Below are 21,199 nucleotides of genomic sequence, written 5' to 3'. Positions count from 1 at the left end.
GGCATGGAAGCCCCCCTCCGATCCATCCACGTCGTCGCCGGCGTCATCACCGATGTCCGCGGCAGGGTGCTGCTGACGCGCCGCGGCGAGAACAGCGACCTTCCCGGCCTGTGGGAATTCCCCGGCGGCAAGCGCGAGCCCGGCGAGACCTCGGAGCAGGCGCTGGCGCGCGAGCTGCAGGAAGAGCTGGGTATCGACGCGGAAGTCGGCGACCTGCTGATCGAGGTGCCTCAGCAGTACCCGAGCAAGCGCCTGCGCCTGGAGGTGCGGAAGATCACCGCCTGGAAGGGCAATCCGCGCGGGCGCGAAGGGCAGGCGTTGACCTGGGTCGCGCCGGAGCGGCTGGCGCGCTATTCGATGCCGCCGGCGGACGTGCCGGTGGTGGGCGTGCTGCGCCAGCCCGAGCGTTACCTGGTCACGCCCGAACCGGGCGCCGACCTGGCCGGCTGGCATCGCGCCCTGGCCCGCGCGCTGGATTCCGGTATCGAACGCATCCAGCTGCGCGCGCGCAGCCTGGCGCCCGAGGGCTACGCGGCGCTGGCGCGCGAGGTGGCGGCGGCGTGCCGTTCCGCCGGCGCCGAGCTGCTGCTCAACCGCGACATCGCCCTCGCTGCGGAGCTGGGCGTGGGCGTGCAGCTGGGCAGCGAACAGCTCGCCTCGCTTGGTGCACGCCCGCTGCCGGCAGTGCAGGCGGTGGGTGCCTCCTGCCACACGCTTGAAGACCTGCGCCAGGCGCAGGCGCTGGGCTGCGATTTCGCCGTGCTTGGGCCGCTGCAGGAGACCGCGACGCACCCGGGCGCGACGCCGCTGGGCTGGGATGGATTCGTGACCCTGCGCGAGCAGGTCGCGCTGCCGATCTACGCGATCGGTGGCCTTACCGATGCCCACCTCGCAACCGCGCGCGGACACGGTGCACAGGGCATCGCCGCCATCCGCGCGCTGTGGCCCGCCGTCGCCAAGGCCCCTGCTGCGCTTCAAGGCACCCCGCAACACCCTCGCGAGTAGCCCGGATAAGACCGAAGGCCGCATCCGCGGATATGGGCCGACCTCCGGATCGGGAGGCTGGCGCCGCCGCGTTTGCCCCGGATGCGCTTCGCTTGTCCGGGCTACGCTTGTTCCCTCTGGCCCGCCCCCGGGCATCCGGCCACCCCGTAGAGTCGGGCTTGCCCGACTCTACCGCCGAGGTCCCAACGCACTCACAGCGCCGAGCGGGGCAAGCCCCGCTCTACAAGGCACGTATCGCCCTCCAACAGGCGGGCGGAACTCCCGATACCAGCCCGTGGCCAATCCTACTGCCGCCCCGCCATCTCCCGGTACCGCGCATCCAGCGCCGCCACGGCGCTGTCCAGATGCTCCGGGTGGCCATCGTTGACCACCACGTCGTCCGCGAGCGCCAGGCGCGCCTCGCGGCTGGCCTGCGCCTCGATCATGCGGGAGGCCAGGGTCTCGTCCACGCCGTCGCGGCGCATCAGCCGCGCGTGCTGCAGCTCGGGAGGGGCGTCGACCACCACGATGCGGTCCAGCCACGGGTAGGTGGCGCGCCCGCCGGCTTCTGCCAGCAGCGGGATCGCGGCGATGGCGTAAGGGCTGGTCGCGGCGCGGCATTCGGCCTCGAGCAGCCCGCGGATGGCGGGATGGGTGATCGCCTCGAGCGCGCGGCGCGCCTCGGCGTCGGCAAAGATGCGCTCGCGCAGCCGCCGCCGGTCCAGACTGCCGTCGGGCTGCAGCATCTCCGCACCGAAGTGCCCGACGATCGCGGCGAGCGCCGGTTGCCCCGGTTCGACCACCGCCCGCGCGGCCAGGTCGGCATCGGCGACGTGGATGCCCAGCGCCTCGAACCGGCGCGTGACCTCGCTCTTGCCGGCGGCCACGCCCCCGGTCAGGCCGATGATGAAATCGCTCATGTCCGCACGGGCAGGGTAGGAACGCGCATTGTAGAAGCACGGGCCCGGCAGGCGTCACGCGTGCGGGAATGGTGCGTGCCGCGCCATGGTGCGTGTAGCGGCCCTGCCAGCAGTCGCCTGCCGTACGTCGGACGCGTGCGGCCGACGACGCGATAGTGGTCAGCCCGACAGCCCCGCGAAGCGCAGGTAGCTGTCGATCATCCGCTCGCCCCAGAAGAACACGATCCAGCCGGCAATCGCCAGGTAGGGGCCGAACGGGATCGGGGTGGCGCGGTCGCGGCCCTGCGAGGCCAGCCAGATCGAGCCCAGCACCGCACCGACGATCGACGACAGCAGGATCACCGGCAGGATGCCCTTCAGGCCGACCCAGGCACCGATGGCCGCCAGCAGCTTGAAGTCACCGTGGCCCATGCCTTCCTTGCCGGTGAGCTGCTTGAACAGCCACCACACGCTCCACAGCGACACGTAGCCGGCCACCGCGCCCAGCAGGGCAGGCTTGGCCGGCATGAACAGGTTGTCCAGGCTGGCGACCAGCCCCAGCCACATCAGCGGCAGGGTCAGCTGGTCGGGCAGCAGGCGGGTGCGCAGGTCGATGCCGGAGGCGGCGACCAGGAACCAGGTGAACAGCATCGCGCCGAAGCCCTGCCAGCCGAAGCCGAAGCGCCAGGCGCAGATCACGGTGAGCAGGCCGGTCAGCAGCTCCACCAGCGGGTACTGGATGGAGATGCGCTGGCCGCTGTAGCGCGAGCGGCCGCGCAGCATCAGCCAGCTGAGCACCGGGATGTTCTCCCACCACTTCAGCCGGTCGCCGGTGACCGGGTCGTGCGAAGGCTCGACAACCACCCCGGGCGGGGGCGGGTCGTAGATCTCCGGCAGCTCCAGCACTTCCCGCGCGTCCCGCTTCCACTCCCACTCCAGCCGCCGCGGCAGGCGCAGGATGACCACGTTGAGGAAGCTGCCGACGGCCAGGCCGACGGCGGCAGCGAGCGGGTAGCCCAGGAGGGGCTGGGTGTCGAGGAAGGCCATGCGTATGTGTTCCTATTCCAGGACGTTGATGGCCAGCCCATGGCTGGCCTTCGCCAATCGCCCGTCGTTCGTCCACAGGGCCTGGCAGCCATGGTGCTGCGCGCAGGAAAGGTGCAGCGCGTCCGGCGTCTTCAGGCCGAAATGCGCGCGCAACTCGGCGGCCTGCAGGTACACCTCTTCCGGCATGTCGAGAAGCAGGAGCCTGGCCAGGGCGGCTTCGTAGCTGCGCTGCAGGACAAGGTTGCCGCTGCGCATCGGCCCGACCAGGCATTCGAGCTTCACCAGCGGCGAAACCGCGAAACGGTGGCCGGCCTGGGCGTCCATCCGTTCCAGGATGCGCTGCGCACGGTCCGGGCTGCCCTCATGGGCATAGATCAGTACGCATGCATCGAGAAAGATCAATCCCAAGCGTCGCGCTCCACCGCGATGTCGGCATCGATCTGGGCCATGCTGCGCCTTGCATGCGCGGGGATGGGGTTGGCGCGCAGCCAGGCAACGACCTCTCCCGCCTCGCCCGGCTGACGCGGATTGTCGGTACCGCGATGGCGCACCGGCACCAGCCGCGCCACCGGCTCGCCGCGATTGGCGATCACCACCTCCTCGCCGGCCTGGGCGGCCTTGACGAGTTCGGACAGGCGAGTCTTGGCTTCGAGCATGTTGACCTGGGTCATGGCCATACCTTAGCCAAGTTGGCCAAGTTGGTCAACTTGGCCGTTCCGATCAGATCGTCGCGGCGAGCTTGAAGATGGGCAGGTACATGCCGATCACCATCGCGCCGACGACGCCGCCGATGAAGATCATGATCATCGGCTCGAGCAGGCTGCTCAGCGCGTCGACCGCGTTGTTGACTTCCTGCTCATAGTACTCCGCCACCTTGAACAGCATGGTGTCCAGCGCGCCGGCTTCCTCGCCGATGGCCGCCATCTGGATGACCATGTGCGGGAACAGGTTGGTCTGGCGCATGGCCATGTTGACCGGGTAGCCCACGGCGACGTCGTCGCGGATCCGGTAGACGGCCTTTTCGTACACGGAGTTGCCGGTTGCGCCGGCTACGGAATCCAGTGCCTCGACCAGCGGAACGCCCGCCTTGAAGGTCACCGCGGTGGTCCGGGCGAAGCGGGCGACCGCGCTGTTGTGCATGATCTGGCCGACGACCGGCACCTTCAGGATGATCTTGTCGACGGTGTGCTGCAACGCCGGGGAGCGCCTGTAAGTGAACATGATGGCTACGGCGCTGCCCACCAGGATCAGGAGGATGGCCCACCACCAGGAAACCATGAATCTTGATGCCCCCACGATCATCTGGGTGAACGCAGGCAGGTCGGCGCCGAAGCTCTGGAAGGTGGCCTCGAACTGCGGCACCACGAAGATCAGCAGGATCGCACTGACCAGGATGGCGACCAGGATCACGACGATCGGGTAGAACAGCGCCTTCTTGATCTTGCCCTTCAGGGCCTCGATGTTTTCCTTGTAGCTGGCGATGGTGTCCAGCACCGTCTCCAGCACGCCCGCGCTTTCGCCGGCGCGGACCAGATTGCGATAGAGCTCGTCGAACTGTACCGGGTGCTTGCTGATGGCCTCATGCAGGGACAATCCGCCTTCGATGTCAGCGCGGACCTGGTCGATCATGGCCTTCATGCGGGGGTTCTTGTGGCCTCCGCCGATGATCTCCAAGGACGACACAATCGGTACGCCCGACTTCATCATGGTGGCCATCTGCCGGCTGAAGAAGGCGATGTCCTTGGGGGTGATCGCCTTGCCGGCCGAGCCGAATAGCGGCTTGGGCTTGGGCTTGACGACGGTCGGCATGATTCCTTGGCGACGTAGCTCCGCCCTCAGCAGGTTGGCGTTCTTGGCCGCCTGTTCGCCTTTCATCTTGGTGCCGCGTTTGTCGGTACCCTCCCAGACGAAGGGCACGAGCTGGCTGGTAGCCCGATCGACAGGTGCGGACGGCTTCCTCACGGCACTGCGGGACGCGGACATGCTCGTTCTCCCCGCCGGCATCCCCTCGCCGGCATGATGCCGCATGGTAGCCGTTAAAACCGCCGCTGACAGCCACCCCGATCACGCTTCGGCCAGCCTGCCCCGTGGCGGGCCGCGACTGGCTTTCCTGGGACAAGCGGGCCTCAACGGGATGAGGCGGTTCGTCGCCCCCGGAGCACCTTATGAGCGCGCTTTTGGTGGCCGACACGTACTTATTCAGCAGGCGGCCACTAATGGTGACATTTAGCGTCACTTTGTGACAAAAAATGGCATTCGGGCTCTTGCGCACTGGATCACAGCCCAAATGTGTCCGTTCACCGGGCGTTCCCCGGTGGGGGCTGATAGGATGAATGCGCGGGCCGGGTCGGCCGAAGTTGGCACATAATCTGCGTGCCTTTCGGCACGTGGCGATCCCGCCGCGCGATGCCCGCGTTCCGGAGAGGACACGGGTCTAGTTACGGCAAGTGTCCTAACCAACTACCGCTCTAGGGGAAATCTATGAAGAAGAACATGCAGGGCTTCACCCTGATCGAACTGATGATCGTCATCGCGATCATCGCCATCCTGGTCGCCATTGCGCTGCCGGCCTATCAGGATTACACCATCCGCACCAAGGTGACCGAGGGCCTCAACCTGGCATCTGCGGCGAAGACGGCGGTGGTGGAGACGGTCGCTTCGGGCGACGGCACTCTTGCGGCGGCGGCAGATAACAACGCCGTGGGTTACTCCTCGCCGGCGACCAAGTACGTGTCGAGCATCACGGTTAGCAATGGCGTTATTACTGTCGCTACCCAGAGCACCGGTGCGAGTGCTGATCCGAACCTCACCCTGACTCCGACTCTGGGTACCACTCCGGACCAGCCGATCACCTGGGCTTGCTCCAGCGACGCGGTCAAGAAGTCTTGGGTTCCGGCCAGCTGCCGCTAACCCATAGATTTCGCTCCAAGGGGCCCCGGTGTTTGATGCCGGGGCCTTTTTTTGTCTGTCCCCGGGGGATCCATATGTCTAAGTCCTTGTGCCTATCCTGGCTTGTGCTCTTGGGCGTCTCGCTGGTTGCCTATTCTGGTGTGATGGCGAATGGCTACGTATGGGACGATCTATTCTTCCTTTCGGGAAATGTAACCCTTGAAGGCCTGTCCCAGGTTTGGGGCATCGTCAAGGAGCCACTTTTCGGGCAGCGGGCATATTTTCGGCCGCTACCCCTCTTCATGATCTATTTTGAAGCGCTTGTTTCCAGTAAAGATCCAGCCCTTTCTCATGCAGTTAACCTGGCAGTTCACCTGATCAATTGCTCCTTGTTGCTGCTGCTTCTGCGGCGCGCAATGGTAGACGTTGGTGCGGAGAAGGCGCGTGCCTGGGTAATTCCCTTGTTGCTGGCGCTCGTTTACGCAGTACATCCGGCGCAATCCGAGGCGGTCATCTGGATCTCGTCGCGTTTTGATCTGATGGCCACCTTTTTCATGCTCTTGGCCCTGTGGCTGTGGGGGATGGATCGGTTGTCGACTCCTGCGAGGGCGGTACTCGTCTCGGTCGCCTTTCTAGCGGGTGCGCTCTGTAAAGAAAGTTTGGTAGGGTTGCCCGTGGTGTTGGTTGCTTATCAGCTGGTGCGCGACTCGATTCGTGCTGGATCCAACCGTTTTGACCTCTCCGGCTTGGCTTCGCCAAGACATGTTTCCGCTTTCCTGGGAATATGTGCCGCTGGTGCGGTGTACTTGATCTTGCGTGATAGGGCGCTTGCGGGCGCCGATATTCTTCCGGTTCGCGAGTTCCCTTGGCAGTTGCGTTTGTTTCTGCCGCTGTTGGCTGCGGGGCAGTATATAAAGTTGACGTTGGTTCCATTCTTTGGCGTCTCGCCTCATCATAGTTTCTATTGGGACGATCCTGCGGCACTTGTGCCTTACCTTCCCTGGGCTCTAATCGCGGCCGTGACAATCGCACTCGCTATCGCAGGACTGTATCGCCGCAGGCTTTATGCTCTTGGGATCGTCGCTTGGTTTAGTGCACTGTTTCCTGTTCTGCACGTATTGCCTCTGTCGGTAGGTGATAACCTCGTGCATGAGCGATTCATGTACTTTCCATTGGCCGTTCTGTTGTTAATGGGGGGGTATCTCGTAGCTCGGTGGCGCGTGGCGAGGTCGATAGCACGTCCCCTGGCTGCCGGTCTTGTAGTATTCGTGTGCGCTTCGGCGATTCTCGTGCGATCGATCGTGCCGGTTTGGCACGACAATGTGGCGCTTTGGGAGTGGACCACGCGCGCTGATCCTCATTCGAGAGAGGCCAAATTCAATCTCCTATGGGCATATATCGACCATCAGAGATACGACGAGGCGGTGGAGAGGTATGGCGAATTGGAGCGGAGTGGCGTTCCGATTGGTGCCACCGTATATATAAATATGGGCGCCGCGTTCTACAACATGGGGCGATTCACTGACGCTTCTAGAATGTACGAGAAGGCGATCTTGGCGCGATCAACGCTTCCGCCATCGTATCGGGCAAACTTGTACGCGAGTATGGCCGTCGTGCAGGCAATATTGGGGCACGACGTGGAGGCCCGTGGCTTTATAGGTCTGGCGCTCGCGGAGAAGGTCGTGACGGTGAATGCGGTTGGAAACTATCTTGCCTTCTGCAAGGGCAAGATTGCTGAGCCTGGCAAGTTCAGTGACGCCCAGTATCGAAGCGCGGAGGGCGTGATGCGTTACGTCACATCACGCCTGAGTGAGAATCAGCCCGATAAGTACGAAAAGGGATATTTCTGCCCGGACGTGATGGGAATTCCAGTGCCGAAATAATCTGGAGTTAGGTTGCTAGGATGGTTTTCATGAGATTCTCAACGCTTTATAACTAGCGCTGAATAACATGAGCCCGGGGGCGTCCGGCTACATTCTGAACGTGGCATAGAGCCGGTGCGACGAAGATCTCGTGAGGGCGAAGCGCCATGCCGGAGGCCTGCAGAGAAATCTGATCCAACCTCGCGGGTGAAGAGGTCACGGATTTCTGCACGTAGCCACGGAAGTGGGGAGGCTCCTTAAGCCTGTTGAAACCGCGAGTGAGCATGAGAGGGGCAGAGGTGAAGGTTGTCGGTCGGATAATGGAAAGCGACGATCGCACCGCGGCGAGCATTCGCCGACTGGAGCGAGAAGCCCTGAGCCAGGTGGCCCTGCTTGTGGCGACGTACCTCGTCATCGTACTGATGGTGCGTACGAGTGGCGACGGTTGGCTGGCGCGCATGGAGTTGCTCGCCCATCGAGCCGTGGTCGACGTCGTTCTGGTACTCGGATGCGCCACGTTGGCGTATGGCGCGTTGGGGCTCGTGCCGTCGGTGCGCATCCGATCCTTGGGTTTCACGGTGTTCGTGCTGTGCTGCTATGTAGTCTTCGCGGCGCAGCTGGTGTTCTTCCGCGAAACTGGCACGTTCTTCTCCGGCACGGTGGCGTTGTATGCGCTGCGCAACCTGACTGAACTGGGGCACCTCCTTTTCGCATCGGTTTCCAACTTCGCCAGCGCCGGCATAGTCATGGGTATGCTGGGCGTTTTCTTTGTCTCCGTGGCGGCCCTTCAGCGGCACAAGTGGCAACTTTGGAGCCTGTTACTGCTACTGCCTGCCGTGCTGGTGCTGGCGATGCAGGCGGGAGCCGTGAGCCGGGCGGGCATGGGGCGCGCCCTTACTTCGGAATCGCTGCTGGTGGCCCTTGTGCAGCCGGCTTATCCGCGCACGGCAGTTAGCGAGATCCCGGCGTACACCGCGCCCGCGGCTGCATTGGCACCCGCGCCGGGAGCCCTGCCCGATATCGTTGTGGTGGTATTAGAGTCCACACGCGCGATTTCGGTGCCGCCGTATGAAAGCGGGAGTGGGCCTCGCGCCTTGATGCCGAACCTGGCAGCCCTGGCACGCGAGGCGCGGGTGTTCAAGCGCGCCTACACCACCACCTCGCACACATCAAAGGCTCTCGTCGGCATCTTCTGCGGCGTGCATCCGTACCCGGAAATGGCCGTCATCGAAAGTCGGGAGCGGGGGCTGCCCGCTGACTGTCTCCCGGCGGTTCTGGGGCGCGCGGGATACCGCAGCCTGTTCATGCAGAGCGCCACCGAACACTTCGAGAATCGACGTGGACTTGTTGCCAACATGGGTTTCCAGTCCATGTTGTTCAAGGAGCAGATCAGGGAGGGATACGTCAACTCCGGTTACTTCGGCCTGGACGAGGCCGCGCTTGCGCCGCGATTCGCCGAGTGGTGGGCGACCCACGGTGATGCACCGCGATTTGCCGCCATCCTCACCTCGATGACCCACCATCCGTACCAGGAGATCGGCAAGCCTGCGCCATCTGGCGCGGAAGACCAGCGGCAGGCCTACCTCAACGTACTGGCGTACACGGACGGTGTGCTCGGGGAAATCATTGGGACGATCAAGGCTTCGGGTCGTGCCGGAAACACCATTCTGATCGTCACCGGCGATCATGGAGAGAGTTTCGGAGAGCATGGGCCACGGCAGCACGACTCGGTGCCTTTTGAGGAGGTCACGCGGGTGCCAATGCTCCTCTGGGATGGCGGCGGCAGGCTAGAAGTAGGCGAAGACGCGTCTCTGCGCCAACATACTGACCTCTATCCGACGCTGATTCGTCTTGCTGGTGGGACGGTGACTGGTGGTCCGGGCATAGAGCTGTTTGATGGCAGCGGACATGCCGAAATTACTACCAGCTGCTGGTACGCGAACGCTTGCATGACCAAGCTTACGGACCAGAAAAAATGGGTCTACTTCCCGTCTACGGGGCAAGTGCACGCTTTCGATTTGGAACGCGACCCGGACGAGCTGCACAATATTGCTGGCCACTATCCGGCGGGAGCGCTCCAGGACGCCGCCATGTTCCTGTTGCGGCACGAAGCCTCTGTGAAGAGGTATTACGAACAGAATGGATCTAGCCTCGCCGATACCATGCGTTGAGTCAGTTGGCACTGACGGGAATAGTCCTTGCTGCGACCATGGCAGTGGCGCTACTGGGCCTGCGCGTGGTGTTCCCTTCTCAGGTAGACCCAGTAGTGGAAGTCGTCCCGTTTCGCGCCAAACGTGGCTACGTGCTCATACTCTAGATTGAGCTGTTCGCGCCTGTATATTTCCGGATAGATGCCGTACTCGGGTCGTGGTGTCAGGGGCGTTCGAAGAGAACTGTGCATCACGATGGCAGCGGGCTTCTCCCGAAAAACGAGATCGGCAACCTGCCGGGGCTGGAACCCCGCGGGGGCCGAGCTTATCTCGAGGCTGTTCAGACAGAACAGGTCGAGGACTTTTGCGTGGGTAATGAACGGAACAATCCCGCAGTCACCGATAGCAACCCAGTCCGAGGGGCCTAGATGCGCGTTCAGCCATTTCCCAAGCGACTCCCGCGCGTTCATTCTCTCATTGTAGTGCGCCGCCTCGCGATGAAGGCGCGGGATGTGGTCGCGAACGTTGTGAAAACTCCACAGCATGCCGAGCGAACACAGGAGAATGCAGGACCGGTTCCGAGTGCTTGGCGCGAGGCGGGGCAGGACGACGCGATCCACCATTCTGAGGACCGCCACGCTGCCGCCTATTACGAGAAACGCCCAAGGCGTCAGAGCGTGACGGTTTAGGTGGCCAATGATCGGATCGACTCCGATCAGAAGAATGCCGTAGGCTAAAGGGTACCCGAGCAGCACAACATGACGACGGTCGAAAAGCCTTGGGTTGACGAAGTTGGCAATAATCCAGAAGAACGCTATCGACCAATAGTCCCGTACAAGCGTAAGTGGGTCCCCTGTGTACAGTGCTTTGCACTTGGCGGAATGCGGGATCAAGCTGCCGAAGTGGAACTGTTTCCACAGTAGATACGCCCCGAAGGCCGCACCAAGGGCCAGTAATGGCGGAAGATGCGCAAGCGTTGTCTTCTTGAGACTGCCTTCCCACGCTGCGATGGCGTAGAAGATTGCGAGAAGAAGGCCCTCTGGTCGCGTAAACGCGCAAATGGCCGCTATGGCGTATGCGACATTGCGCAGAATATCTCTGCTTATCCCCGAAGGCTTCGGCGGGTACGTGCTCCAGCACCAGAATGCGAAGGAGGCCAACGTCAGCCCCAAATACAAGCCGGTTTCAAGGCCGCTTGGAGCCCAGTAGAGAATTCCTATATAGGAAACGATGAAGAGTCCGGGAATGCACGCCAGGACGGTGCTGACAAAGGTGCGTGCGACGAACCAGGTCGATATGTAGCCCACTAGTAGTCCAGCTACGCCAGCCCATTTGAGGGTTGATACCGGGTCAATTCCGAGATGGAGTGCCAACGCGCCAAGAAGGACGTAGGTGAAGTTTGAGTATCCTTCTACGGCTGGATCCTCTCCAGCATTCCAGGTGATGCCGGCCCCGTCATAGAGGTTCCTGGCATACCTGAGCGTTATATAAGCGTCATCAGTGGTGAACTCCCAGCCTGACAGTGCGCCCCTCAGCAGGAGGGCTGCTCCCACGAGAAAGGCACTTGCGGCCATCAAATTCGCGGGCTCAAAGTGTCGATTTTCGTTGGTCATGCTGGCCCGCGTCTGAAGGGGTCTCGCCAGTGTTTGATGGCCGAGCTTAGAGGCTGGAAATCCACATCTGTCCGCGCGTAGCTGCCGCGGATGCCATGCGGGCGCGTGAAAGCATGATCATTTATTGTTCGCTGGAATCAATCAATATGCGACCACCCGCCTGGGTGCACCCGTGGCCTGGTCAACGGTGATCCAGCTTTCCTCATCCCGTGAGCGGATAGGCAGGCCCTTCTCCCCCGGCACCTTCGGCGCGTCGCCCTTCCCGTCTAGCGGCAGGGCGCCGGCCAAGACGAGGGAGGCCACTTCCTCGTAAGGGCGGTAGTGGCTGGGCTGCTGCTCCTGGTCGCGGCCGGTCTTGAGGAAGGTGTCCAGCAGGGCCGCGCGTTCCACCGGGTCCGACGGCGGAATGACGCCGACCAGGTAGGGGCCGGTCCAGGGGAGCTTTCGCCATTCCGATCGTGCTGCCTTGGCCAGGTCCTCAGGGTCAAGCTCCTTGGCCGAGATCAGAGTGAAGCGCACGTCGGTGCCGACAAGAAATACAGGGCGTGCCTGCCACAACGTATGCAATCCATAGGCCAGGAAGGCGGCCTGGACCAAGGCGATCACCTTCAGGTCGAAACCCAACCCCCATTTGCCGGGTCGGTAGATGCACAGGGTCAGGAACGGTCCGGCAGTTACGTCGATGACGAGCATTACTGCCATCAGGCGGTCCAATCCGGATATCCGCCATAGGCCATGTGGATACCAGATCAGGAGTGCTGCAAGGGCGATGCCGGAGATGAGGGTGAGGCTGAGCAGCAGGTGCAGGCCGAAGGCTTTCCAGCGCGTCATGTTGGAGGGCATGGCAACGGTCGGGGCTGTCTGGACTCCTGGATCGGGCGCGAATATTCCCAACACGGCCTGGTGGTTGCAAGAATGAAGGGCGCGGGGTGTCCGGTTCGATCCACTGCTCGGCACTGATTGGGATAGGTGTGCCTGAGTATGAACCCATAACTGCGCCTCGCGCAGTCGCTAGCGCTGACCAAGATGCGTCAGGGGAGGGGCGAGGGGGCGAGAATGGTGCAAAGGTAGCCAAAGCGCTCGTTACCGTCGCTCAGTCTGCGGCGATGCTTGCCCCTAAGAGCCGGGCGATGGGTACTCCGTCCACGGCAGGCGGGTCCATGGGCCACTCAGGCGTCGATGTCCCAGATGCGACGGGGACGGGGCTGAGGGGCGGATACCACCGGCAAAGTCCTGTTCCATACGGGGTCAGGGGGTGGCCGAATGGAGCGGGCGACCCCAGCCCTGCCGCTTTGAGTTATCTTTTTCGGCAGTATCTGGGGAACCTCTCGATGAACGTCGCCGCCACTGCCAACCTAGTCGGTATCACCGGCATTGCCCGTCGTTTGGTGATGGACGGGGCCATGGATGAGGCCACCGCCCGCTCAGTCATGGCCCAGGCCAGCGAGGCCAAGGTCCCGTTGGCGCAATGGATCGCCGAGAAGAAGCTGGTCGGAGCCGCGCAGCTGGCGGCCGCCAACGCCATCGAGTTCGGCATGCCGCTGCTCGATGCCTCGGCCTTCGACCCCACCCAGAACGCGATGAAGCTGGTCAGCGAGGAGCTGGTCCAGAAGCACAGCGTGCTGCCGCTGTTCAAGCGCGGCAACAAGCTCTTCGTTGGCACCAGCAATCCCACCCAGACCGGCGCCCTGGCCGAGATCCAGTTCCATACCAACCTGGTGGTGGAGCCTATCCTGGTCGACGAGGACCAGATCCGGCGCACGCTGGAACAGTGGCAGAACGTGGGTGGCCAGCTCGATGGCGCTCTCGGCGGAGACGAGGAAGGGCTCGAGGATCTCGAGGTCAGCGGCGGCGACGAGGAGGGTGGCTCCGATTCGGGCGTCGACGCCAAGGGGGATGACACCCCGGTCGTCAAGTTCGTCAACAAGGTCCTGCTGGACGCGATCCGCCGCGGCGCCTCGGACATCCACTTCGAGCCCTACGAGACCGACTACCGGGTGCGCCTGCGCATCGACGGCCTGCTCAAGACCGTGGCCAAGGCCCCGGTCAAGCTCAACCAGCGCATCGCCGCGCGCCTGAAGGTGATGGCGCAGCTGGACATCGCCGAGAAGCGCGTCCCGCAGGACGGCCGCATCAAGCTCAACCTGTCCAAGACCAGGCAGGTCGACTTCCGTGTCAGCACCCTGCCGACCCTGTTCGGCGAGAAGGTGGTGTTGCGTATCCTCGACGGCAGCGCGGCCAAGCTGGGCATCGAGAAGCTCGGCTACGAGCCGGACCAGCAGAAGCTGTTCATGGACGCGATCCACAAGCCCTACGGCATGGTCCTGGTCACCGGCCCGACCGGCTCGGGCAAGACCGTGTCTCTGTACACCGCGCTGGGCATCCTCAACGACGAGACCCGCAACATCTCCACCGCCGAGGACCCGGTCGAAATCCGCCTGCCGGGCGTCAACCAGGTCCAGCAGAACAACAAGCGCGGCATGACCTTCGCCGCGGCCCTGCGCAGCTTCCTGCGCCAGGACCCGGACGTGATCATGGTCGGCGAAATCCGCGACCTGGAGACGGCCGAGATCGCGATCAAGGCCGCGCAGACCGGCCACATGGTGCTGTCGACCCTGCACACCAACGACGCCCCGCAGACCATCGCCCGACTGATGAACATGGGCATCGCGCCCTACAACATCACCTCGTCGGTGACCCTGGTGATCGCCCAGCGCCTGGCGCGTCGCCTGTGCCTGAAGTGCAGGCGCCCCGTAGACCTTCCCGAGCACGCACTGCTGGCCGAGGGCTTCACCCAGGAAGAGATCGACGAGGGCTTCACCGTCTACGAGCCGGTGGGCTGCGACGAGTGCACCGAGGGCTACAAGGGCCGTACCGGCATCTACCAGGTCATGCCGATGAGCGAGGAGATCCAGGCCATCGTCCTGGCCGGTGGCAACGCCATGCAGATTGCCGAGGTCGCGCAGCAGGCGGGGATCAAGGACCTGCGCCAGTCGGCGTTGAAGAAGGTCCGCGACGGCATCACCAGCCTGGCCGAGATCAACCGCGTCACCAAGGATTGAGGGTCGCGGCGGTGGCCTGACCGGCCACCGCCGTGCCGGTCATTCTCCCGGCGGCGCCCCTGTACCCTCCGCCCGCCAAACCGTGACCGCCAGCCGATCCTGCAGCCCCGGGCCAACCGGGGCTGGCCGGCGCACGCCCCGACGGGCATCCTTGTGCGCTCCCTGGCTACCGGTTCCCCGATGTTCAGCATTCCGATACGCGTCTACTGGGAAGATACCGACGCTGGCGGCGTGGTCTACCACGCGCGCTACGTGGCTTTCCTGGAACGCGCGCGCAGCGATGCCTTGCGCGCGATGGGCCGGGGCCAGCAGGCCCTGCAGCAGGCCGGGCTGGTGTTCGCGGTGCATTCGATGCGGCTGGACTTCCTGCGCCCTGCGCGGCTGGACGACCTGCTCGAGGTCACCGCGGAGATCAGCCGGGTCGGCCGGGCCAGTGTGGTCTTCGCCCAGCGCATCCTGCGCGGGGACGAGGTCCTGCTGGCGGCGGAGGTGAAGGTCGCGTCGTTGCGCGCTGCGGACTTCCGCCCGTGCCCCATCGAGGAAACGCTTTACCAGGAACTCCAACGACTCCAGGCCGGTCCGACCCCCTGACACGGTCCCGTCCGTTGTTGACGGCGGACGGACCGGCCGGGCCGGACACTGGGGCATACGAACAACGCAGAGGAATAAGGATGACCGGATCGATCCTGGCCCTGGTGGCCACCGTGGTGGAAGCACTGCCGGAGGACGCGGCAGCCGCCGCGAGCCAGGCGGCCTCCAGCGTGGCCCATGGCGGCATCAACTACCTGGACCTGATGCTGCGGGCCAGCCTGCCGGTGAAGCTGATCGTGCTGCTGCTGCTGGCCGGCTCGCTGATCAGCTGGGTGATCATTTTCCGCAAGCTGCGCACCTTCAAGGCCGCCGACCAAGAGGCCGACGACTTCGAGAACCGGTTCTGGTCCGGTGCCGAGCTGGGCAAGCTGTACGCCGCGGCCACCGACCGCAACCGCGTGGTCGGCGGGCTGGAGGCGATCTTCGAGGCCGGGTTCCGCGAGTTCACCCGCCTGCGCGACAAGCGCCGGCACGATCCCCGCGCGCAGCTGGAAGGCGCGCAGCGGGCGATGCGCGTGGCCTATACCCGCGAGGTCGGCGCGCTGGAGCGCAACCTCGAGCTGCTGGCCAACATCGGCTCCACCGCCCCCTACGTGGGCCTGGTCGGCACCGTGTTCGGCATCATGGTGACCATGCACGACATGGTCAGCCAGGGCCAGCAGGTGGGCATCGCCTCGGTCGCCCCGGGCATTTCCGAGGCGCTGTTCGCCACCGCCATCGGCCTGTTCGTGGCGATCCCGGCGGTATGGGCCTACAACCGCTACACCAGCCGCGTCGACCGCCTCTCGCAGCGCTACGAGAGCTTCGCCGACGAGTTCAGCTCGATCCTGCAGCGCCAGACCGGCGCGGACGAGTAACGCGAGTCCCTCGCAAGAGCCCGCACATCCCTGTGCGGGGATCCAACAGGAAAGCCCATGACTGCCGGCATGATGACCCGCCACAAGCGCCGCAAGCTCAAGTCCGAGATCAACGTCGTCCCTTACATCGACGTGATGCTGGTGCTGCTGATCATCTTCATGGTCACCGCGCCGCTGCTGAGCCTGAGCGTCGACGTGGACCTGCCGCAGTCCAAGGCCCGCGCGGTGGAAAGCAAGAAGGACCCGGTGATCGTCACCGTCGATGCCGAGGGCCGCTACTTCCTGAGCCTGCAGGGCGGCAAGGCCGAGGCCATCGACGCCACCGAGCTCAGCACCCGCCTGTCCGCCTTCGTCGCCCAGAACAAGGACGTACCGGTGTTCGTGGCCGCCCCGGGCGTGGCCGAGTACCAGAAGGTGATGGACACGATGGTGCTGGTCCAGGCCGCCGGCGTGCCGCGGGTGAGCCTGATGAGCCAGCCCGGCGGCCAGTCGTCGCGGTGATCGATGCACGCTGACGCCTTCTACCGCAACCCCGACGACCGCGAAGGCGGGCTGGCCGGCCCGTTCGCGCTGGCCGTGGCGCTGCATGTACTGGTGGCGCTGCTGTTCTGGGTGGCGTGGTGGTGGTCGCCGCAGCGGCACGTGGAGCCGGCCGCCGGTTCGCCGGTGATCGAGGCCTCGCTGGTGACTTCGCCGTCCGACCTCGCTGCTGCCCAGCGTCGCGCCGAGGAAGCGCCCAAGCCGGAGCCCGAGCCGCTGCCGCCGACGCTGCAGGAAGTGGCGCCGGAGGAAACCGTGCCGCCGCCGCAGCCGCTGCCCACCCCGCGCCCGCAGGACGCCCAGGTCGCCCCGCAGCAGAAGGCGCAGGACTTCATCCCGGTCCCCGACACGGTCGACCAGGACGCGGCCCGTCGCGACGCGATCGCCCGGGAGAAGGCCGAGCGCGAGCAGGAAGAGCGCCGCCGCCAGGAGCAGATCGACCTGACCGAGGAGCGCGAGAAGCAGAAGGCCGCCGAGAACCAGCGCCGCCTCGCCGCCCAGGCCGAGGAGGAGCGCCAGAAGAAGCTGGCCGAGATCCGCAAGCAGCGCGAGCAGGCCGCCCGCCAGGCCGAACTGGCCGAGCAGCGCCTGCGCCAGCTGGAACAGGCGCAGAAGCGCCAGGCCCAGACCCCCGCGCCGCCCGCCCAGGGCACGCCGGGGCAGGGCGGTACCAGCGAGGACCTGACGGCCAAGTACGCGGCCGCGATCCAGCAGGCGGTGACCAACCAGTGGATCCGACCGGACACCGTGCCGCTGGGCCAGCGCTGCCGCGTCTCGATCCGCCAGTTGCCCGGCGGCGAGGTCATCGACGTCAAGGTCGAGCCGGGCTGTCCCTACGACGAAGCCGGGCGCCGCTCCCTGGAGGCGGCGGTGCTGCGCGCCCAGCCGCTGCCCTACCGGGGCTTCGAGCAGGTGTTCCAGCGCAACCTGATCCTCAACTTCGAGGCCCGCGATCGCTGACGACCAGACCCGTGCAGCCGCTCCCGGGTGGCGCCCTTGCCGGTCACTCCGCATGGTGGGCCGGTAATCGGCTCCCCCGCTGCGTTCACGCCGTTTTCGTTCATGATTGCGAAAATGTTCACGCTTACGCTGTTATCCCTTCCCATCCCCCGCTGGACCGGATCCCCGACGACCTGCCCATGAAGACCCCGCTGCGCTGGTTCGCAATCCTCCTGTCCCTCCTGCTGCCCTTCGCCGCTTCGGCGCAGCAGGGACTCGAGATCGACATCGTCGGTGGCAACGCCTCGGCCCTGCCGATCACCATCGTGCCGATGCCGTACCAGGGCAGCGGCGCCCCGCCGCAGACCGACGTCTCCAAGGTGGTCCGCGACGACCTGGCGCGCTCGGGCGTGTTCCGGCCGCTGCCGGACGAGCAGATCGTCGAGCGGCCGACCCGCGGCGGCGAGATCAACTACCCGACCTGGAAGCAGCTGCGCCAGGACTACATCGTCGTCGGCCGCATCCTCGACGCCGGCGACGGCGGCTACCGCATCGAGTACGAGCTGTTCGACGTGGCCAAGGCCGAGCGCCTGCTGGGCCTGGCGATCACCGCCCGCCCGAACGCCACCCGCGACGCCGCCCACCAGATCGCCGACGCGATCTACGAGAAGATCACCGGCGTGCGCGGCGCGTTCTGGACCCGCATCGCCTACGTCACCGCCAGCGGCACCGGCAAGGACACCCGCTACGCGCTCAACGTGGCCGACGCCGACGGCTGGAACCCGCAGGTGGTGGTGCGCTCGGCCGAGCCGCTGCTGTCGCCGGCGTGGAGCCCGGACGGCCGCAAGCTGGCCTACGTCAGCTTCGAGCGCGGCAACTCGGCCATCTACGTGCAGGACATCGCCACCGGCGCGCGCGAGCTGGTCAGCAGCTTCCGCGGCATCAACGGCGCCCCGGCGTTCTCGCCGGACGGCCGCAAGCTGGCGATGTCGCTGTCGCGCAGCGGCAACCCCGAGATCTACATCATGGACCTGGGCAGCAAGCAGCTGACCCAGCTGACCAACCATTTCGGCATCGACACCGAGCCGACCTGGAGCGCGGACGGCAGCAAGATCTACTTCACCTCCGACCGTGGCGGCCGCCCGCAGATCTACCAGGTGCCGGCCAGCGGCGGCACCCCGGCGCGGGTGACCTTCCAGGGCAACTACAACGCCACCGCCTCGGTCTCGTACGACGACAAGAAGATCGCGGTGGCGCAGGGCGCCGGCAACACCTACCGGATCGCGATCATGGACACCAGCCTGGGGTCGCCGCGCTGGAGTACAGTATCCACCGGGTCCCTGGACGAATCCCCCAGCTTCGCCCCCAACGCCAGCATGCTGCTGTACGCGGCGCGCGAGGGTGGGCGCGGGGTGCTGTATGCCGTCTCCGCCGACGGCCGGGTGCGCCAGCGCCTGGTCCTGGCCGACGGCGACGTGCGCGAGCCGGCATGGTCGCCGTACCGCGTCGCACGTTAAGATTTCGTTGTACCATGGTGGGGCTGCGTCACTCCCCCCCAATCTTTCATTCGCCGTAATACCCTCAAGGACAGATCATGAACACCTCCACCCGAGTGCTTCTGGTTTCCCTGCTTTCCGTGGCTGCCCTGGCCGGCTGCTCCAAGAAGGTCAAGGAAGCTCCGGTTGCCGACACCACCCCGACCACCCCGACCGCTCCGGCCCAGACCGGCACCGGCGCCTACGGTCCGGAAGACCTGGATACCGACGCCTGCCTGCGCCAGCGTGTGATCCACTTCGACTTCGACCAGTACACGATCAAGCCGGAGTACCAGGCCATCATCGCCTGCCACGCCAAGTACCTGCGTGACCGCCCGTCCGCCCGCCAGACCCTGGAAGGCCACACCGACGAGCGCGGCAGCCGCGAGTACAACATGGGCCTGGGCGAGCGCCGCGCCAATGCCGTGGCTTCGGCCCTGCAGGCCGCCGGTGCCTCCGCCAGCCAGCTGACCGTGGTCAGCTACGGCGAAGAGCGTCCGCTGTGCACCGAGTCGAACGAGTCCTGCTGGGCGCAGAACCGTCGCGTCGAAATCGTGTACACCGCGCGCTGATCCATGGCGTCCAGGCGTCCGACGCTGATGCTGGTCGTGGCGGCCCTCGTGGCCGCCACGCCGGCGTACGCGCAGAAGCTGAGCCTGGCCGACCGGGTCGCCCGGCTCGAGGTCCAGGCCAACAACACCCAGGCCAACCAGGACCTGCTCAACCAGCTCGACCAGCTGCGCACCGAGGTGCAGGCGCTGCGCGAGGCGGTGGAGCAGCTGCAGTACGAGAACCAGCAGCTGCAGCAGCGCAACCGCGACCAGTACCTGGACCTGGACGGCCGCCTCAACCGGCTGGAGGGTGGCGCCCTGCCGGCCCCGCCTGCCGACGGCACCGCCGCCGCCGCGTCCGCGCCTGCCGCTCCCGCGGCCCCGGCTGCGCCCGCGCCGGTCGACAGCGCGCCGCGCGTCTATGGCGATCCGGGGTCGCTGGCCCGGTTCGGTGACGAGCGCGCCGCCTACAACACCGCATTCGAAGCCCTGAAGGCCGCGCGCTACGACGAGTCCGCGCAGCTGTTCCAGGGCTTCCTCGAAGCCTTCCCGGCCGGCATCTATGCCGCCAATGCGCTGTACTGGCTGGGCGAGAGCTACTACGCCACCGGCAACTACCGGCTGGCCGAAGAACAGTTCCAGGCCCTGGTGGGCCGCTATCCGACCCACGACAAGGCCGCCGGCGCACTGCTGAAGGCCGGCCTGTCGCAGTTCGGTGACCGCCGCGTGGCCGAGGCCGAGTCCACGCTGCAGCAGGTCATCAGCCGGTATCCGGGCACCGACGCCGCGCGCATCGCCGGCGACCGACTGCACTCGATCCAGATCGGCCAGCTGCGCTGAGGCGCGGGGCCACGTGATGGATACGCACGCCCCGCAGAACCGGCTGCGGCTGACCGAAATCTTCCTCTCGCTGCAGGGCGAGGCCAACACCGCCGGCTGGCCGACGGTGTTCGTGCGCCTGACCGGCTGTCCGCTGCGCTGCCAGTACTGCGACACCGCCTACGCCTTCCATGGCGGGCAGTGGTGGGACATCGACGCCATCCTCGCCGAGGTGGCCCGCCACGGCGTGCGCCACGTCTGCGTGACCGGCGGCGAGCCGCTGGCGCAGAAACGCTGCCTGGACCTGCTGCGGCGCCTGTGCGACGCCGGCTACGACGTCTCGCTGGAAACGTCCGGCGCGCTGGACATCGCCGGCGTCGACCCGCGCGTGTCGCGGGTGGTCGACCTCAAGACCCCCGGTTCGGCCGAGATGGCGCGCAACCGCCTGGAGAACATCCCGCTGCTCACCGCGCGCGACCAGGTGAAGTTCGTCCTCTGCGGCCGCGCCGACTACGAGTGGGCGCGCGACATGGTCGCCCAGTACCGCCTGGCCGAGCGCTGCGACGTGCTGTTCTCGCCGAGCAAGAGCGAGCTGGATCCGCGCGACCTGGCCGACTGGATCGTCGCCGACCGCCTGCCGGTGCGCTTCCAGCTGCAGCTGCACAAGATCCTCTGGAACGACGAGCCGGGGCGCTGAGGCGCGGCGGCGCGTCGTGCCTCGTGGCAGGACGGCGGCCTGGTTCCTGATCCGATCGCACCAGCCCGATTGGCTTGCGGAGCGCCTGGCAGGCGCTCCCACACGTCCACGCGCTTCGGCCGCGGCGGCGCGGCATGCCCCGCCCGGCACCCGCCTTACAATGG

20 protein-coding genes are annotated in these 21,199 nt (G+C 65.6%); 13 read left to right on the top strand and 7 right to left on the bottom strand.

Features of this window, described 5'->3' with window-relative positions; translation table 11 throughout:
• Positions 1-3: 3 nt before the first annotated feature.
• Positions 4-1,005, top strand: coding sequence for a Nudix family hydrolase (locus tag M503_RS15930; protein ID WP_051414378.1), 1,002 nt, complete (start codon positions 4-6; stop codon positions 1,003-1,005).
• Positions 1,006-1,289: 284 nt separating this feature from the next.
• On the opposite strand, the gene coaE is transcribed toward M503_RS15930, so the two are convergent.
• The 5 genes from coaE to M503_RS0107560 all read right to left on the bottom strand — a co-directional run bounded on the left by coaE (position 1,290) and on the right by M503_RS0107560 (position 4,913).
• Positions 1,290-1,904, bottom strand: a complete 615-nt coding sequence (gene coaE / locus M503_RS0107580; protein ID WP_028919978.1) for a dephospho-CoA kinase — start codon at positions 1,902-1,904, stop codon at positions 1,290-1,292.
• 159 nt (positions 1,905-2,063) lie between these two features.
• Positions 2,064-2,930 carry a prepilin peptidase gene (locus M503_RS0107575; protein ID WP_028919979.1) on the bottom strand — a complete coding sequence of 289 codons (867 nt, stop codon included), beginning with the start codon at positions 2,928-2,930 and terminating at the stop codon, positions 2,064-2,066.
• A 12-nt stretch (positions 2,931-2,942) separates the two neighbouring features.
• Positions 2,943-3,338: a type II toxin-antitoxin system VapC family toxin gene (locus M503_RS0107570; protein ID WP_028919980.1), complete on the bottom strand. Its 396-nt coding sequence runs from the start codon at positions 3,336-3,338 to the stop codon at positions 2,943-2,945.
• On the bottom strand, positions 3,329-3,601 hold the full coding sequence (locus tag M503_RS15925; protein WP_037062089.1) for a type II toxin-antitoxin system Phd/YefM family antitoxin: 273 nt from the start codon (positions 3,599-3,601) through the stop codon (positions 3,329-3,331). The genes M503_RS0107570 and M503_RS15925 overlap by 10 nt, the downstream gene beginning before the upstream one ends.
• Positions 3,602-3,650: 49 nt before the next feature.
• Positions 3,651-4,913 (bottom strand): type II secretion system F family protein, encoded by a 1,263-nt coding sequence (locus M503_RS0107560; protein WP_028919981.1) that lies wholly within the window; start codon positions 4,911-4,913, stop codon positions 3,651-3,653.
• A gap of 498 nt (positions 4,914-5,411) precedes the next feature.
• On the opposite strand from M503_RS0107560, the gene M503_RS0107555 reads away from it, so the two are divergent.
• The 3 genes from M503_RS0107555 to M503_RS0107545 all read left to right on the top strand — a co-directional run bounded on the left by M503_RS0107555 (position 5,412) and on the right by M503_RS0107545 (position 9,852).
• Entirely contained in the window at positions 5,412-5,840 is a 429-nt protein-coding gene (locus M503_RS0107555) for a pilin (RefSeq protein WP_028919982.1), read from the top strand.
• A 110-nt stretch (positions 5,841-5,950) separates the two neighbouring features.
• Positions 5,951-7,702: a tetratricopeptide repeat protein gene (locus M503_RS17370; RefSeq protein WP_155951998.1), complete on the top strand. Its 1,752-nt coding sequence runs from the start codon at positions 5,951-5,953 to the stop codon at positions 7,700-7,702.
• 299 nt (positions 7,703-8,001) lie between these two features.
• A complete protein-coding gene (locus tag M503_RS0107545) occupies positions 8,002-9,852 on the top strand; it encodes an LTA synthase family protein (protein ID WP_028919984.1) in 1,851 nt (616 codons plus the stop codon).
• Positions 9,853-9,902: 50 nt separating this feature from the next.
• Here M503_RS0107545 and M503_RS17365 read toward each other — a convergent pair whose 3' ends face one another.
• The gene (locus tag M503_RS17365) at positions 9,903-11,444 is read right to left on the bottom strand and encodes a hypothetical protein (RefSeq protein WP_155951997.1); all 1,542 of its coding nucleotides are present in this window, start codon (positions 11,442-11,444) and stop codon (positions 9,903-9,905) included.
• A gap of 141 nt (positions 11,445-11,585) precedes the next feature.
• Positions 11,586-12,287, bottom strand: a complete 702-nt coding sequence (locus M503_RS16820; protein ID WP_051414377.1) for a hypothetical protein — start codon at positions 12,285-12,287, stop codon at positions 11,586-11,588.
• Positions 12,288-12,775: 488 nt separating this feature from the next.
• On the opposite strand from M503_RS16820, the gene pilB reads away from it, so the two are divergent.
• From pilB to queE, 9 genes are all read left to right on the top strand, one after another.
• Positions 12,776-14,506 carry a type IV-A pilus assembly ATPase PilB gene (gene pilB, locus M503_RS0107525; RefSeq protein ID WP_028919987.1) on the top strand — a complete coding sequence of 577 codons (1,731 nt, stop codon included), beginning with the start codon at positions 12,776-12,778 and terminating at the stop codon, positions 14,504-14,506.
• A 180-nt stretch (positions 14,507-14,686) separates the two neighbouring features.
• Positions 14,687-15,097 (top strand): tol-pal system-associated acyl-CoA thioesterase, encoded by a 411-nt coding sequence (gene ybgC, locus M503_RS0107520; RefSeq protein WP_051414374.1) that lies wholly within the window; start codon positions 14,687-14,689, stop codon positions 15,095-15,097.
• An 80-nt stretch (positions 15,098-15,177) separates the two neighbouring features.
• Positions 15,178-15,954, top strand: coding sequence for a protein TolQ (gene tolQ / locus M503_RS0107515; RefSeq protein ID WP_028919989.1), 777 nt, complete (start codon positions 15,178-15,180; stop codon positions 15,952-15,954).
• A 57-nt stretch (positions 15,955-16,011) separates the two neighbouring features.
• Entirely contained in the window at positions 16,012-16,455 is a 444-nt protein-coding gene (gene tolR, locus M503_RS0107510; RefSeq protein ID WP_028919990.1) for a protein TolR, read from the top strand.
• Between the two features lie 3 nt (positions 16,456-16,458).
• A complete protein-coding gene (tolA, locus tag M503_RS0107505) occupies positions 16,459-17,454 on the top strand; it encodes a cell envelope integrity protein TolA (protein ID WP_028919991.1) in 996 nt (331 codons plus the stop codon).
• A gap of 179 nt (positions 17,455-17,633) precedes the next feature.
• Positions 17,634-18,950, top strand: coding sequence for a Tol-Pal system beta propeller repeat protein TolB (gene tolB / locus M503_RS0107500; protein WP_028919992.1), 1,317 nt, complete (start codon positions 17,634-17,636; stop codon positions 18,948-18,950).
• A 77-nt stretch (positions 18,951-19,027) separates the two neighbouring features.
• The gene (gene pal / locus M503_RS0107495; protein WP_024870321.1) at positions 19,028-19,540 is read left to right on the top strand and encodes a peptidoglycan-associated lipoprotein Pal; all 513 of its coding nucleotides are present in this window, start codon (positions 19,028-19,030) and stop codon (positions 19,538-19,540) included.
• 3 nt (positions 19,541-19,543) lie between these two features.
• The gene (gene ybgF / locus M503_RS0107490; RefSeq protein ID WP_231472341.1) at positions 19,544-20,359 is read left to right on the top strand and encodes a tol-pal system protein YbgF; all 816 of its coding nucleotides are present in this window, start codon (positions 19,544-19,546) and stop codon (positions 20,357-20,359) included.
• A 16-nt stretch (positions 20,360-20,375) separates the two neighbouring features.
• Positions 20,376-21,035 (top strand): 7-carboxy-7-deazaguanine synthase QueE, encoded by a 660-nt coding sequence (gene queE, locus M503_RS0107485; RefSeq protein ID WP_028919994.1) that lies wholly within the window; start codon positions 20,376-20,378, stop codon positions 21,033-21,035.
• Positions 21,036-21,199: the final 164 nt, after the last annotated feature.

This window comes from Pseudoxanthomonas suwonensis J47 (assembly GCF_000513955.1).
Taxonomy (GTDB): Bacteria; Pseudomonadota; Gammaproteobacteria; order Xanthomonadales; family Xanthomonadaceae; genus Pseudoxanthomonas; species Pseudoxanthomonas suwonensis_C.
Note: the sequence above shows the minus strand (reverse complement) of the source record. Positions and strands in the feature narration are given on the sequence as shown.